This window comes from Streptomyces sp. NPDC030021, from assembly GCF_055574035.1.
Genome location: NZ_JBVIAH010000002.1, coordinates 597,119 through 611,297 on the forward strand (window position 1 = coordinate 597,119; position 14,179 = coordinate 611,297).

12 protein-coding genes are annotated in these 14,179 nt (G+C 69.6%); 10 read left to right on the forward strand and 2 right to left on the reverse strand.

Annotated elements, in window-relative coordinates; translation table 11 throughout:
* Positions 1-28: 28 nt before the first annotated feature.
* A complete protein-coding gene (gene aceE, locus ACZ4YL_RS05845; protein WP_468114015.1) occupies positions 29-2,761 on the reverse strand; it encodes a pyruvate dehydrogenase (acetyl-transferring), homodimeric type in 2,733 nt (910 codons plus the stop codon).
* A gap of 459 nt (positions 2,762-3,220) precedes the next feature.
* Between aceE and ACZ4YL_RS05850 the strand changes: the two genes are divergently transcribed.
* The 6 genes from ACZ4YL_RS05850 (at position 3,221) to ACZ4YL_RS05875 (ending at position 7,778) form a co-directional block, all read left to right on the forward strand.
* Entirely contained in the window at positions 3,221-3,652 is a 432-nt protein-coding gene (locus tag ACZ4YL_RS05850) for a DUF3052 domain-containing protein (RefSeq protein ID WP_314250818.1), read from the forward strand.
* A gap of 161 nt (positions 3,653-3,813) precedes the next feature.
* Positions 3,814-4,272: a peroxiredoxin gene (locus tag ACZ4YL_RS05855; RefSeq protein ID WP_468114017.1), complete on the forward strand. Its 459-nt coding sequence runs from the start codon at positions 3,814-3,816 to the stop codon at positions 4,270-4,272.
* A 165-nt stretch (positions 4,273-4,437) separates the two neighbouring features.
* Complete coding sequence (locus ACZ4YL_RS05860; protein WP_030715382.1) at positions 4,438-5,013, forward strand: TerD family protein; 576 nt, start codon at positions 4,438-4,440, stop codon at positions 5,011-5,013.
* A gap of 185 nt (positions 5,014-5,198) precedes the next feature.
* Entirely contained in the window at positions 5,199-5,774 is a 576-nt protein-coding gene (locus tag ACZ4YL_RS05865) for a TerD family protein (RefSeq protein ID WP_030715379.1), read from the forward strand.
* Between the two features lie 25 nt (positions 5,775-5,799).
* Entirely contained in the window at positions 5,800-6,915 is a 1,116-nt protein-coding gene (locus tag ACZ4YL_RS05870) for a DUF475 domain-containing protein (protein ID WP_468114018.1), read from the forward strand.
* Positions 6,916-7,037: 122 nt separating this feature from the next.
* Positions 7,038-7,778 carry a TerD family protein gene (locus ACZ4YL_RS05875; protein ID WP_351149271.1) on the forward strand — a complete coding sequence of 247 codons (741 nt, stop codon included), beginning with the start codon at positions 7,038-7,040 and terminating at the stop codon, positions 7,776-7,778.
* An 88-nt stretch (positions 7,779-7,866) separates the two neighbouring features.
* Here the strand turns inward: ACZ4YL_RS05875 and ACZ4YL_RS05880 are convergent, their stop codons facing one another.
* Positions 7,867-8,637: a TerD family protein gene (locus ACZ4YL_RS05880; RefSeq protein WP_468114020.1), complete on the reverse strand. Its 771-nt coding sequence runs from the start codon at positions 8,635-8,637 to the stop codon at positions 7,867-7,869.
* Between the two features lie 194 nt (positions 8,638-8,831).
* Between ACZ4YL_RS05880 and ACZ4YL_RS05885 the strand changes: the two genes are divergently transcribed.
* Genes ACZ4YL_RS05885 through ACZ4YL_RS05900 form a run of 4 tightly spaced genes read left to right on the forward strand, consistent with a single transcriptional unit; the run spans position 8,832 to position 14,147 of the window.
* Entirely contained in the window at positions 8,832-9,998 is a 1,167-nt protein-coding gene (locus tag ACZ4YL_RS05885; RefSeq protein ID WP_468114021.1) for an HpcH/HpaI aldolase/citrate lyase family protein, read from the forward strand.
* 41 nt (positions 9,999-10,039) lie between these two features.
* On the forward strand, positions 10,040-12,664 hold the full coding sequence (locus ACZ4YL_RS05890) for a phosphoribosyltransferase (RefSeq protein WP_468114023.1): 2,625 nt from the start codon (positions 10,040-10,042) through the stop codon (positions 12,662-12,664).
* Positions 12,661-13,491 (forward strand): HAD family hydrolase, encoded by an 831-nt coding sequence (locus ACZ4YL_RS05895; RefSeq protein ID WP_468114024.1) that lies wholly within the window; start codon positions 12,661-12,663, stop codon positions 13,489-13,491. The genes ACZ4YL_RS05890 and ACZ4YL_RS05895 overlap by 4 nt, the downstream gene beginning before the upstream one ends.
* A complete protein-coding gene (locus tag ACZ4YL_RS05900; RefSeq protein ID WP_468114026.1) occupies positions 13,488-14,147 on the forward strand; it encodes an O-methyltransferase in 660 nt (219 codons plus the stop codon). Before ACZ4YL_RS05895 ends, ACZ4YL_RS05900 begins: the two co-directional genes overlap by 4 nt.
* Positions 14,148-14,179 lie beyond the last annotated feature (32 nt).

Genomic DNA, 14,179 nt, shown 5'->3' on the forward strand with positions numbered 1-14,179 from the left:
TGCTCGTCCGTCCGGCCCGCGGCAGGCGTCAGGCGTCGCCGCCCGCAGCGCCCGGGTCCGCCGCCGTCACGTCCAGCAGCTGGTACCGGTCGATCGCCTGCTTCAGCACCGAGCGGTCGATCTTCCCCGCCCGGGCGAGCTCGGTGAGCGTCGCCAGGACCACCGACTGGGCGTCGATGTGGAAGAAGCGGCGCGCGGCGCCGCGGGTGTCCGCGAAGCCGAAGCCGTCCGCGCCCAGCGAGGTGTACGCACCCGGCACCCACCGCGAGATCTGGTCCGGAACCGCCCGCATCCAGTCCGAGACCGCCACGAACGGCCCCTCCGCACCCGACAGCTTCCGCGTCACGTACGGGACGCGCTGCTCCTCCTCCGGGTGGAGCAGGTTGTGCTGCTCCACCTCGACCGCCTCGCGGCGCAGCTCGTTCCAGGAGGTCGCCGACCAGACGTCCGCCCGGACGCCCCAGTCGGCCGCCAGGATCCGCTGCGCCTCCAGCGCCCACGGCACCGCCACGCCCGAGGCCATCAGCTGCGCCCCGATCGCGCCCGCGGTGCCCTGCGACACCCGGTGGATGCCCTTGAGGATGCCGTCCACGTCGACGTCCGCCGGCTCGGCCGGGTGCTGGATCGGCTCGTTGTAGACGGTCAGGTAGTAGAAGACGTCCTCCGCCTCCGGGCCGTACATCCGCCGCAGACCGTCCTTGACGATGTGCGCGATCTCGTAGCCGTAGGCCGGGTCGTACGCCACGCAGCCCGGGTTCGTCGAGGCCAGCAGCTGGGAGTGACCGTCGGCGTGCTGGAGGCCCTCACCCGTGAGGGTGGTCCGTCCGGCGGTCGCGCCGAGGACGAAACCGCGCGCGAGCTGGTCGGCCATCTGCCAGAACTGGTCACCCGTGCGCTGGAAACCGAACATCGAGTAGAAGACGTAGACCGGGATCAGCGGCTCGCCGTGCGTCGCGTACGCCGAACCCGCGGCGATCAGCGAGGCCGTGCAGCCCGCCTCCGAGATGCCGTCGTGCAGCATCTGGCCGGTCGGGGACTCCTTGTACGCGAGCAGCAGGTCGCGGTCGACCGCCTCGTACTGCTGGCCCAGCGGGTTGTAGATCTTGGCGCTCGGGAAGAAGGCGTCCATACCGAAGGTGCGGTACTCGTCGGGCGCGATCAGCACGAAGCGCCTGCCGATCTCCTTGTCCCGCATCAGGTCCTTCAGGATGCGGACGAAGGCCATGGTCGTGGCGATCGACTGCTGCCCGGACCCCTTCCTGGCAGCCGCGTACGTCTTGTCGTCCGGCAGCTGCAGCGGCTTCGCGCGCACCACGCGGGTCGGCACGTACCCGCCCAGCGCGCTGCGCTGGTCGTGCATGTACTGGATCTCGGGGGAGTCCGGGCCCGGGTGGTAGTACGGCGGGGCCCCGCCCTCCAGCTGCGCGTCCGTGATCGGGATGTGCAGACGGTCGCGGAAGCGCTTGAGGTCGTCGACCGTCAGCTTCTTCATCTGGTGGGTCGCGTTGCGGCCCTCGAAGTTCGGGCCGAGCGTCCAGCCCTTGACCGTCTGGGCCAGGATCACCGTCGGCTGGCCCTTGTGGGCCTTGGCCGCCGCGTACGCCGCGTAGACCTTCTTGTGGTCGTGACCGCCGCGGCCCAGGTGCTGGATCTGCTGGTCGGACATGTTCTCGACCATCGCGCGCAGCCGCTGGTCGCCGCCGAAGAAGTGCTCGCGGATGTACTCGCCCGACTCGGTGGCGTACGTCTGGAACTGTCCGTCGGGCGTGGAGTTCATCTTGTTGACGAGGATGCCGTCGCGGTCCTGGGCCAGCAGCGGGTCCCAGGAACGGTCCCAGATGAGCTTGATGACGTTCCAGCCGGCGCCGCGGAAGATCGACTCCAGCTCCTGGATGATCTTGCCGTTGCCGCGCACCGGGCCGTCGAGGCGCTGCAGGTTGCAGTTGACGACGAAGGTCAGGTTGTCCAGACCCTCACGGGCAGCGATCGACAGCTGGCCCAGCGACTCCGGCTCGTCCATCTCGCCGTCGCCGAGATACGCCCAGACGTGGGACTTGGAGGTGTCGGCGATACCGCGCGCCTCCATGTACCGGTTCATCCGTGCCTGGTAGATCGCCCCGAGCGGACCGAGGCCCATCGAGACGGTCGGGAACTCCCAGAAGTCCGGCATCAGGCGCGGGTGCGGGTAGCTCGAAAGGCCGTACGGGGCCTTCGACTTCTCCTGGCGGAAGGAGTCGAGCTGCTGCTCGGTGAGCCGGTCCAGGAGGTAGGCGCGGGCGTAGATGCCGGGGGAGGCGTGACCCTGGAAGAAGATCTGGTCGCCGCCGTCGCCCTCGTCCTTGCCCCGGAAGAAGTGGTTGAAGCCCACGTCGTAGAGGGAGGCGGAGGAGGCGAACGTGGCGATGTGGCCGCCGACGCCGATACCGGGACGCTGGGCGCGCGAGACCATGACGGCCGCGTTCCACCGGGTGGCGTTGAGGACCTTGCGCTCGATCTCCTCGTTGCCGGGGAAGAACGGCTCGTCCCGGGTGGCGATCGTGTTGACGTAGTCCGTGCTGCGCATCTCGGGCACGGCCACGCGCTTCTCGCGGGCCCGCTCGATCAGCCGCAGCATCAGGTAGCGGGCCCGTTCACGGCCCCGCTCGTCGACTGCGGCGTCGAGGGAGTCGAGCCACTCCTGCGTCTCCTCCGGATCGAAGTCCGGGACCTGACTCGGCAGGCCGCCAATGATGATCGGATTGCGATCGGATGCGGAAGCCACGCTGTTCCTTCGCTGTCGGGGGAGTCGTGCCTTGGGTTCGCCGCCTCCCATGCTCTTACGCTGGGCCGAAATCTTCATCTTTACCACCGGGTAATCCCTGGAAACCGCAGGGAACCCGGGAGGGAAGGATCGGCGGGGATCCGTCGCGAGTCCGGCCAAACCGCAACCTTACGCCCAAGACGGGCACTGACTTCGTAAGACCGTTCGTCCCTCAAACAGGTAGGAAAGTCCTCAGGCGTCGACGATGATGCCGAATGAGCTGGAATGGTGTGGGATGAATCACGAGAGGTGCACACGGGAAGCCTGAAAGTTGCGGCGAGACGGCCGCAATCGTCACCGTTTCGACGGTCTCGGCGGCCGGGTACTTGCGCGATCCGCCGCGCCCGTGTGGACTACGCCCAATGCTGCGCGTACGCGCGCCGCCGAAGACATTCACCGAACATGAGCAGGAGGCACCCCGTGAGCGCGACCGCGGACCACGCGGAGAGCCTGGCCGCCCGGCTGGGTTTCCAGTCCGAACAGGTGGTCCAGGAGATCGGCTACGACGAAGACGTCGATCAGGAATTCCGTGAGTCCATCCAGGACCACATCAGCAACGACCTCGTCGACGAGGACTTCGACGACGTTGCCGACGCGGTGCTGCTGTGGTTCCGGGAGGAAGACGGCGATCTGACTGACACGCTGGTCGACGCCACAGAGCTGGTCGAGGACGGCGCACTGATCCTGCTGCTGACCCCCAAGACGGGCCGCCCCGGCTACGTCGAGGCCAGCGACATCAGCGAGGCCGCCGAGACCGCCGGCCTTTCGCAGACCAGGAGCATCAGTGTCGGTAAGGAGTGGGCCGCCACCAAGCTGGTGACGCCCAAGACCGCCGCCAAGTCCAAGCGCTGAGCCGCGCCCGCTGCCGAGCGGACACGCTTCCACACCCCGCCGACCAGGTGACCCCGGTCTGCGGGGTGTGTGCGTTCCATGACCTGCCCACGTCCAGGGCCTAGTCTGTGACTCACCCGAACAGCCCAACGCGGGGATGCGGGAACGAAGGGATGCGAGAGATGGCGATCGAGGTCGGCGACAAGGCCCCGGACTTCGAGCTCAAGGACAACCACGGCGCCACCGTGCGGCTCTCCGACTTCCGGGGCGAGAAGGCAGTGGTGCTGCTCTTCTACCCGTTCGCCTTCACCGGCGTCTGCACCGGCGAGCTGTGCGAGCTGCGCGACCAGCTCCCGCGCTTCCAGAACGACGACGTGCAGCTCCTGGCCGTCTCCAACGACTCCGTGCCCACCCTGCGGGTCTTCGGGGAGCAGGAGGGCCTGGAGTACCCGCTGCTGTCGGACTTCTGGCCGCACGGGCAGACCTCGCGCGCCTACGGCGTCTTCGACGAGGACAAGGGATGCGCGGTCCGCGGCACCTTCATCATCGACAAGGACGGCGTCGTGCGCTGGACTGTCGTCAACGGACTGCCCGACGCGCGTGACCTGAACGAGTACATCAAGGCACTCGACGGTCTCTGAGCGCGCCCGAGCGGGCCGTACACGCATTTTCCCTGCGAAAACCGCTTACAGGCGGGAACCCGTCACTAGGATCGAAACGTTGATCCGGTAGCTCCCCCGGTCACGGCCGGGAGGGCCTCTGCACGACGGGGCACCGCCCCACACACAGAACCCAATGGAGGACCCGTGGGAGTCAGCCTCAGCAAGGGCGGCAACGTCTCGCTGACCAAGGCCGCGCCTAACCTGACGGCGGTCATCGTCGGTCTGGGCTGGGATGCTCGCACCACCACCGGTGTCGACTTCGACCTCGACGCCAGCGCGATCCTGACCAGCGACCAGGGTAAGGTCACCAGCGACGCGAACTTCGTCTTCTTCAACAACCTGAAGAGCCCCGACGGCTCGGTGGAGCACACCGGTGACAACACCACCGGTGAGGGCGAGGGCGACGACGAGGCGATCAAGGTCAACCTGGCCGGCGTTCCGGCCGACGTCGCCAAGATCGTCTTCCCGGTCTCGATCTACGAGGCCGAGAGCCGCCAGCAGAGCTTCGGCCAGGTCCGCAACGCGTACATCCGCGTGGTGAACCAGGCCGACAACAGCGAGCTCGCCCGTTACGACCTCTCCGAGGACGCCTCGACCGAGACCGCCATGGTCTTCGGCGAGCTGTACCGCAACGGTGCGGAGTGGAAGTTCCGCGCCATCGGCCAGGGTTACGCATCGGGCCTGCGCGGCATCGCGCAGGACTTCGGCGTCAACGTCTGAGCCTGAGAACAGTCCGTCCGTCCGGCGCCGTGCACTGTGTGTACGGCGCCGGACCGGCTTTACCCGCGGACATCACCGCGGGCGGCACGCCGCACCACGCCGCACCACACCCGCCACACCGCACCACACCCGCCACACCGGCACATCGCCATACCGCCACACCGTCGTCCGGGGAGGACCACAACATGGGCGTCACACTCGCCAAGGGGGGCAATGTCTCCCTCTCCAAGGCCGCACCGAACCTCACCAGGGTTCTGATCGGCCTCGGATGGGACGCGCGCTCGACCACGGGAGCCGACTTCGACCTCGACGCCAGCGCGCTGCTCTGCAACAGCGGACGGGTGCTGGGGGACGAGTACTTCGTCTTCTACAACAACCTGAAGAGCCCCGACGGCTCCGTCGAACACACGGGGGACAACCTCACCGGCGAGGGTGAAGGCGACGACGAGTCGATCATCATCGACCTCACCAAGGTGCCGGCGGCCGTGGACAAGATCGTCTTCCCGGTCTCGATCCACGACGCGGACTCCCGCCGACAGAGCTTCGGCCAGGTCAGCAACGCCTTCATCCGTGTGGTGAACCAGGCCGACGGTCAGGAACTGGCCCGCTACGACCTGTCCGAGGACGCGTCCAGCGAAACCGCGATGATCTTCGGCGAGGTCTACCGGTACGGGGGTGAATGGAAGTTCCGTGCGGTGGGGCAGGGGTACGCGTCGGGGCTCCGAGGCATCGCTCTAGACTTCGGGGTCAACGTTTCGTAAAGCCGTACAAGACGATGGGGTGCCAGTGGTTCTCAAAACCTTCGGCTGGTCGTTCGCAATCACTGCGCTCGGTCTGGTCGCAGCGGTGTTCTACGGGGGGTGGCAGGCCTTCGGTATCGTCGCGATCCTGTCGGTCCTCGAGATCTCGCTGTCTTTCGACAACGCGGTGGTCAACGCCGGAATCCTGAAGAAGATGAATGCCTTCTGGCAGAAGATCTTCCTCACCGTCGGTGTCCTGATCGCGGTCTTCGGCATGCGGCTGGTCTTCCCCGTCGTGATCGTCGCGATCAGCGCCAAGATCGGGCCCATCGAGGCCGTGGAACTGGCCCTCAACGACAAGGAGATGTACGAGCAGCTCGTCACGGACGCGCACCCGTCCATCGCCGCGTTCGGTGGCATGTTCCTGCTGATGATCTTCCTCGACTTCATCTTCGAGGACCGTGACATCAAGTGGCTCGCCTGGCTGGAGCGTCCGCTCGCCAAGCTCGGCAAGGTCGACATGCTGTCCGCCTGCATCGCGCTGATCGTCCTGGTCATCGCCTCGATGACCGTGGGGGCCAACGCCCACCAGCACGGTGGCGTCCACGTGGACAAGGCGCAGACCGTCCTGATCTCCGGCATCCTCGGCCTGATCACCTACATGGTCGTCGGCGGCCTCTCCGGCTACTTCGAGAACAAGCTGGAGGAAGAGGAGGAGGCCGAGCACGAGGCGGAGGAAGAGGCCAAGCGGACCGGCAAGCCCGTCTCGGCCGCCGCCATGGCCGGCAAGGCCGCCTTCTTCATGTTCCTCTACCTCGAAGTCCTCGACGCCTCCTTCTCCTTCGACGGGGTCATCGGCGCCTTCGCCATCACCAACGACATCGTGCTCATGGCCCTCGGCCTCGGCATCGGTGCCATGTACGTCCGTTCGCTGACGGTCTACCTGGTCCGCCAGGGCACCCTCGACGACTACGTCTACCTGGAGCACGGCGCGCACTACGCCATCGGCGCCCTCGCCGTGATCCTGCTCGTCACCATCCAGTACGAGATCAACGAGATCATCACCGGTCTCGTCGGCGTGCTGCTCATCGGATGGTCCTTCTGGTCCTCGGTGCGCCGCAACAAGCGCATGGAACTGGAGGGTTCCACCGCCGAGGCATGACCGCGCCGGTAATGCGGAACGCTCCATTGCGGGGCGGTCCACCGGGTCCGAGGACCCGGCGGGCCGCCCCGCTTCCGTAGGCTCAGGGCGATCAGGGGATCAGGGGACCAGGGGGGTAGGGGATGGGCTTCTTCGACGGCATCATGGGCAGCCGGGCCGTGCAGTTCCAGTCGGGCAGTGCCTCGTCGAACGCGATCGAGCTGACCAAGCGACATGCGACCGTGTCGCTCACCAAACAGGGAGCCGTCCACGGCAATCTGCGCGTGAATCTGTCCTGGCGCATGCGCACCTCGGACATCGGAGGCCGCTCCGGCCAGAGCGGCCAGCTCTTCCGGCATCCGTTCAAGCTGTTCAAGCCGGACATGGTGCAGGCGCACACCCAGGGCATGGTCAATGTCGACCTCGACATGGGCTGCCTGTACGAGCTGACGGACGGCACCCGCGGCGCCGTGCAGCCGCTGGGGAACCTGCTGGGCGACCTCAACGACCCGCCGTACGTCAAGCTCAGCGGGGACGACCGGTTCGGCTCGGCGTCGGGGGAGACCCTCTACGTCAACCTCGACCACGCCGACGAGATCAAGCGGCTGCTGGTCTTCGTCTACATCTACGACCAGACCCCGGCCTTCGACCGGACGCACGCCATGGTGACCCTCTACCCCGTCACGGGGCCGCGGATCGAGATCCCGCTGGACGAGCGGCACCCGCAGGCCCGCTCCTGCGCGGTCGTCTCCCTGGAGAAGGTCAAGGGGGAGCTCGTGGTCCGGCGCGAGGTGAAGTTCGTGTACGGGTTCCAGGCCGAGCTGGACCGGCTGTACGGCTGGGGGCTCCAGTGGGGGCGGGGCTACAAGAGCACCAAGAGCTGACCGGGGCCCCGGGACGGGTGATCGTCCGCGGGGCCCTCGGTCCGGCGCCGGCGACGGCGGAGTCAGCTGGTCAGCGGCGTCAGTGGCGTCAGCGACGGATGAACTGCGGGCCCTGCACCGGCAGCCGGAAGGACGGATCGCCGCCCGGACCCGGCACCGGAGCCGGGGACACCGGCTGGGGGTACCCGTAGGCGGGCTGGACGGGCGGCGGGGCCTGGGTGGGCGGGGCCATCATCGCCGTCTGCTCGGAAGCGGGCCCGGAGGCGGGACCGGTGCCGGCGCCTGCCGCGGGGGCCGCCTCGGCCTCGGCGGCGTTCTCGTCGACCGAGATCCCGTGGTCGGTCGCGAGCCCCACCAGTCCGTCGGAGTAGCCCTCGCCGAGCGCCCGGAACTTCCATCCCTCACCGCGCCGGTACAGCTCCCCGCAGATCAGCGCCGTCTCGGCGCCGGTCTCGGGCCGTACGTCGAAGTAGGCCAGCGGTTCGGAGCCGCCGGTCGCGGTGGCGTCGTAGAGGAGGATCCGCAGGTCGTGGACCCGCTGGAACGGGACGTCCTCGGCGGAGGCGACCACCAGGATCCGGTCCACCGTGGGCGTCACCGTGCGCAGGTCCGCCTGGACGGCGTCGGTGATCGCGTCACCGATCTGCTTCTTGCCGAGCCGCCAGACGGCCCCCGAGGGGTGCCGGGGCTGGTTGTAGAAGACGAAGTCCTCGTCCGAACGCACCCGGCCGTCCGGGCCGACGAGCAGTGCCGAGGCGTCCACGTCCGGCACCTCGGGGCCGCCGGTCCAGCGCAGCACCGCCCGGACCGCCACGGCGGCCACCGGGATGTTCGAGCCCTTCTGCATCGCGTGCGTCATGCACGTCATCCTGCCCTCCCGGGGTGGACAGGGACAATGCGGCCCCCCGTAGGGCCTTGTCTCGAACGCGAGACCTGGGCATGGTGCAAGAGGGTTACCTGAACTTCATGTGCTTGAGGAACTCTTGACTCACGTTCGTACGTACTATTACCGGCCATGCCAGTTGGGCCGCCGAGGCAGTACGGGGGAAGCACATGCGTCACTTTGGGCACATATCGCCCACCGTCCGTAAGGACCTCTTCCACCAGGAACCGGCGGAATTCACCGGAGCCTCGCCCTCCCGCGTCCTCGCGGCGGCGCTGGGAGCCACCCTCTACAGCCCGGCCACCCGGCCCACGCTCGCGGCCGACATCCGCAAGCAGGCCGGCCGCGGAGTCGTCTCGATGGTTCTCTGCCTGGAGGATTCCATCAGCGACGGCGATGTAGCCGGAGCCGAGGAGAACCTCGTCCGGCACTTCTCCGAGCTCGACGCCGACGGCGCGGAGCTCCCGCTGCTCTTCATCCGCGTCCGCACGCCCGAGCAGATACCCGACCTGGTACGCCGGCTGGGCGGCTCCGTGCGGCGACTGGCCGGATTCGTACTCCCGAAGTTCGACGAGAACCGCGGGATCGCCTTCCTCGAAGCCGTCGCCGAGGCGGAGGCGCTGAGCGGACTGCCCCGCCTGTACGCCATGCCCGTCCTGGAGACCCCGGACCTCCTCCACCTCGAAACCCGCGTCGAGGCCCTCGCCGGCATCTCCCGCACGGTCAACAGCCACCGCGAGCGCGTCCTGGCGCTGCGGCTCGGCGTGACCGACTTCTGCTCGGCCTACGGCCTGCGGCGCACGCCCGACATGACCGCCTACGACGTCCAGATCGTGGCAGGCGTCATCGCGGACGTCGTCAACGTCCTCAGCCGGGCCGACGGCACCGGCTTCACGGTGACCGGGCCCGTCTGGGAGTACTTCCGCAGCCAGCAGCGCCTCTTCAAGCCCCAGCTGCGCCGCAGCCCCTTCCTGGAGGAGGGCGTGGAGGAACTGCGCACCGCCTTGATCGAGCACGACCTGGACGGGCTGCTGCGCGAGATCGAGCTGGACCGGGCCAACGGGCTGCTCGGCAAGACCTGCATCCACCCCGCCCACGTCACGCCCGTGCACGCACTGTCGGTGGTCTCGCACGAGGAGTTCTGCGATGCGCAGGACATCCTGCGGCCCGAGCGCGGCGGCGGCGGCGTGATGCGTTCCGCCTACACGAACAAGATGAACGAGGTGAAGCCCCACCGGGCCTGGGCCGAGCGCACCATGCTGCGCGCCGAGGTCTTCGGTGTGGCGAAGGAGGAGGTCGGCTTCGTCGACCTGCTCACGGCCGGGCTCCAGGTGTGAGCACGCCAGCGCGGACGCCGGCCCAGAAACGGACAATCACGATGACGAGGAAAGGCAAGACGATCGAAGAGGTGTGGTCGGGAACCTGGGTCGCGGACCGGCTGGGCGTGAGCCTGCAGGACTCCGGTGACGGTCCGCGGCTGACCGAGCTGCTCGGACTGGCCCTGCGGCGCAACCCCAAGCGAGCCCACCTGCTGGTCTCGCAGGTCCTCGGCAAGCACGTCCCGCAGTCCCCGACGGTCGTCCACGCCGCAGGCTTCGGCCTCGGAGAACGTGTCCGGGCACTGCTCGGCGAGGACGGCGCCGCGGCGGCCGTGGTCCTCGGCTACGCCGAGACCGCCACCGGGCTCGGCCACTGCGTGGCCGACGGCCTCGGCGCGGCCCCCTACCTGCACTCCACCCGCCGCCCCGTGCCGGGCGTGCGGGCGGCCGGCGGCTTCGAGGAGGCGCACTCGCACGCCACCTCGCACCTGCTGCTGCCCGAGGACCCGCGGCTGCTCGCCGGCAGCGGTCCCCTGGTCCTCGTCGACGACGAGTTCTCCACCGGCAACACGGTCCTGAACACCATCCGCGACCTGCACGCCCGCCACCCCCGCCCGCACTACGTCGTCGTCGCCCTCGTCGACATGCGCTCGCCGGCCGACCGCGACCGGCTCACCGCCTTCGCCGCCGAGCTGGGCGCGCGCGTGGACCTGATCGCCCTTGCCTCGGGCACCGTCTCCCTCCCGGACGGCGTCCTCGCCAAGGGCCAGGCCCTGGTCGAGGAGTACGAGTCACGCATCGAGCCCGCACCCCCGGCCGGGCAAAACCAGCCCCTCCGGCGTTTGAGGAGCGGGGTCCGGGGCGGAGCCCCGGCAGCCGGCCCGCAGCCGGTCACGCGCGTCGACCTGAACTGGCCCTCCGGGGTCCCTGACGGCGGCCGCCACGGCTTCACCCCCACCCACCGCGCCCGCCTGGAAGCGGCCCTGCCGGAAATCGCCGACCGGCTCAGCGCAGCGCTCGGCAACGAACCCGGCCGGGTCCTCGTCCTCGGCAACGAGGAGCTGATGTACGCGCCGCTGCGCCTCGCCAAGGCCCTGGAGGACGCGGGGGCGGCCCGCGAGGTCCGCTTCTCGACCACCACCCGCTCGCCCGTGCTCGCCGTCGACGACCCCGGATACGCCATCCGCACCCGGCTGGTCTTCCCGGCGCACGACGCCCCGGCCGACGGCCCCGGCGACCGCTACGCCTACAACGTCCACAGCACGGACGGTGCCGGCTTCGACGCCGTCGTCGCCGTCGTGGACTCGGCCGGGGACACCCCCGAGCTGCACACGGGACTGCTGGCGGCCCTCGCCCCGCACACCGGCCACGTCGTCCTGGCCGTCGTCCCGTCCTACACACCCGACCGGCGGGAGCCGAAGCCGATCATGACCGAGCCGACCGAGCAGCCGACACAGCAGCTGACCGAGCTGACCGAGCTGACCGAGCTGACCGAGCCGACCGAGCAACTGACCGAGCCGACCGAGCAGCCGACCGCGCCGACCCTGCGCGAGCCCCTGCGCGGCCCCGCCTTCTCCTCGTACGCCCCCGAGGACGTCGGCTGGCTGCTCCAGGACTTCTCCGACGTCGAGCTGGAGGCGCCGACGGAGGAGCGCGAGGAGGCGATACAGGCGGGCGGCGCGCACTACGCCGAATCCCTGCCCGTCGAGTACCAGCCGTCCCCCCAGTACCAGGAGCTGTACGGGAGCGCGCTCGCCGCCTCCGCCGCCCGCGTGGCCCGGGCCGTCGGCACGGTCACCGAGACCGTCCTCGCCGAGCGCTCCCCGTCCCCGGTCCTGGTCTCCCTGGCCCGCGCCGGTACCCCCGTAGGCGTACTGATGCGCCGCTGGGCCCGTGCCCGCCACGGCCTGGACCTGCCGCACTACGCCGTCTCCATCGTGCGCGGCCGCGGCATCGACGCGAACGCCCTGCGCTGGCTGGCCGCCCACCACGACCCGGCCGACGTCGTCTTCGTCGACGGCTGGACCGGCAAGGGCGCCATCACCCGCGAGCTGCGCGAGGCCCTCGCCGAGTTCGAGGGCTTCAATCCGGAGATCGTCGTCCTCGCCGACCCCGGCTCCTGCGTGGACACGTACGGCACCCGGGAAGACTTCCTGATCCCCTCCGCCTGTCTCAACTCCACCGTCTCCGGTCTCATCTCGCGTACGGTTCTGCGGTCCGACCTCGTCGGTCCCGACGACTTCCACGGCGCGAAGTTCTACCGCGAGCTCGCCGGCGCCGACGTCTCCGTCGCATTCGTCGACACCGTCGCCGCCCACTTCGACGAGGTGGCCGACGCCGTCGACGAGGAGGTCAAGGAGCTCCTCGCGGCCGACCGCACACCCACCTGGGAGGGCTGGGCGGCGGTCGAGCGGATCAGCGAGGAGTACGGCATCCACGACGTGAACCTCGTCAAGCCCGGAGTCGGCGAGACCACCCGCGTCCTGCTGCGCCGGGTGCCGTGGAAGATCCTGGCGCAGCGCGGCGCCGGGGCCGACCTGGACCACGTACGGCTGCTCGCCGAGCAGCGCGGCGTCCCGGTGGAAGAGGTCGACGGGCTGCCCTACACGTGCGTAGGACTCATCCACCCCCGATTCACGCGCGGCGCCACCGGCGCCGACGGAAAGGCTGTGGCCTCGAAGTGACTGTCCTCGTAGCCAGTGATCTCGACCGTACGCTCATCTACTCGACGGCCGCCCTCGGCTTGACCATGCCCGACCCGGTGGCCCCGCGGCTCCTGTGCGTCGAGGTCCACGAGAGCAAGCCGCTGTCCTACATGACGGAGACGGCGGCGGGACTGCTGGCGGAGCTGACGGCCGACCCCTCGGTGGTCTTCGTCCCCACCACCACCCGGACCCGCAAGCAGTACCAGCGCATCCGCTTCCCCGGCCGCCCGGCCTCCTACGCCATCTGCGCCAACGGCGGGCAGCTGCTCGTCGACGGGGTCCCGGACCGGGACTGGCGGCGGCAGGTCGCGGCGCGCCTGGCCGAGGAGTGCGCCCCCCTGGAGGAGGTGCACCAGCACCTGCTGGCCACGGCCGACCCGGCGTGGCTGCGCAAGACGCGCCTGGCGGAGGACCTCTTCGCGTACCTCGTCGTCGAACGGGCCCTGGTCCCGGACGAATGGCTCAAGTCCCTGACCCGGTGGGCCGAGGACCGCGGCTGGACGGTCTCCCTCCAGGGCCGGAAGATCTACGCGGTCCCGCGCCCGCTCACCAAGAGCGCGGCGATGCGCGAGGTCGCCCGCCGTACGGGAGCCTCCACCACCCTCGCGGCCGGCGACTCGCTGCTGGACGCGGACCTGCTGCTGGCGGCGGACGCGGCCTGGCGCCCGGGGCACGGCGAACTGGCCGACGCGGCGTGGACGGCGCCGTCGGTGACCGCGCTGGCCACGGCGGGCGTCCTGGCGGGCGAGGAAATCGTGCGCGCATTCGCCCGGGAGGCGGCCCGACTGGGCAGACTGGACGCATGACCAAGGGCAACAGCACCAAGATCACGGACGAGCTCTACCGGTACATGCTCGACCACAACCCCCCGCTGGACCAGGTCCAGCGGGGGCTGGTGGCGACGACGTACACCAAATTCCCGGACGTGGCCGGGATGCAGTCGGCGGAGGAGCAGGGGCCGCTGCTGGCCTTCCTGGTCAGGCTGACGGGCGCCCGCCACATCGTGGAGGTCGGCACCTTCACCGGCTTCTCGGCCCTGTCGATGGCGCAGGCACTGCCCGCCGACGGCCGCCTCATCGCCTGCGACGTCTCCGAGGAATGGACGCAGTACGGCCGGCAGGCCTGGGAGGACGCGGGCGTCGCGGACCGCATCGAGCTGCGCATCGCACCGGCGCTGGAGACCCTGCGCGCGATGCCGGCCGAACCGCACATCGACATGGCCTACGTGGACGCGGACAAGCAGAGCCAGATCTCCTACTGGGAGGAGCTCGTGCCGCGACTGCGTACCGGCGGCCTGATCGTCACCGACAACACGCTGTTCCACGGCACGGTCCTCGACGAGTCGGCCACGGGCGCGGCGGCCGGCGTCCGCGCCTTCAACGACCACGTGTCGGCGGACCCGCGCATGGAATCCGTCCTGCTCGCGATCTCGGACGGCCTGACCCTCTCGCGCAAGCGCTGACGCTCCGGCCCGGGACCCGGGGGTCCGGGATC

Bases quoted from the DNA above. Each gene is read 5' to 3' on its own strand.
- ACZ4YL_RS05890 (WP_468114023.1), top strand. From the start codon at position 10,040: ATGACGAGGAAAGGCAAGACGATCGAAGAGGTGTGGTCGGGAACCTGG.
- ACZ4YL_RS05885 (WP_468114021.1), top strand. From the start codon at position 8,832: ATGCGTCACTTTGGGCACATATCGCCCACCGTCCGTAAGGACCTCTTC.
- ACZ4YL_RS05880 (WP_468114020.1), bottom strand. From the start codon at position 8,637: ATGACGCACGCGATGCAGAAGGGCTCGAACATCCCGGTGGCCGCCGTG.
- ACZ4YL_RS05875 (WP_351149271.1), top strand. From the start codon at position 7,038: ATGGGCTTCTTCGACGGCATCATGGGCAGCCGGGCCGTGCAGTTCCAG.
- ACZ4YL_RS05855 (WP_468114017.1), top strand. From the start codon at position 3,814: ATGGCGATCGAGGTCGGCGACAAGGCCCCGGACTTCGAGCTCAAGGAC.
- ACZ4YL_RS05865 (WP_030715379.1), top strand. From the start codon at position 5,199: ATGGGCGTCACACTCGCCAAGGGGGGCAATGTCTCCCTCTCCAAGGCC.
- ACZ4YL_RS05900 (WP_468114026.1), top strand. From the start codon at position 13,488: ATGACCAAGGGCAACAGCACCAAGATCACGGACGAGCTCTACCGGTAC.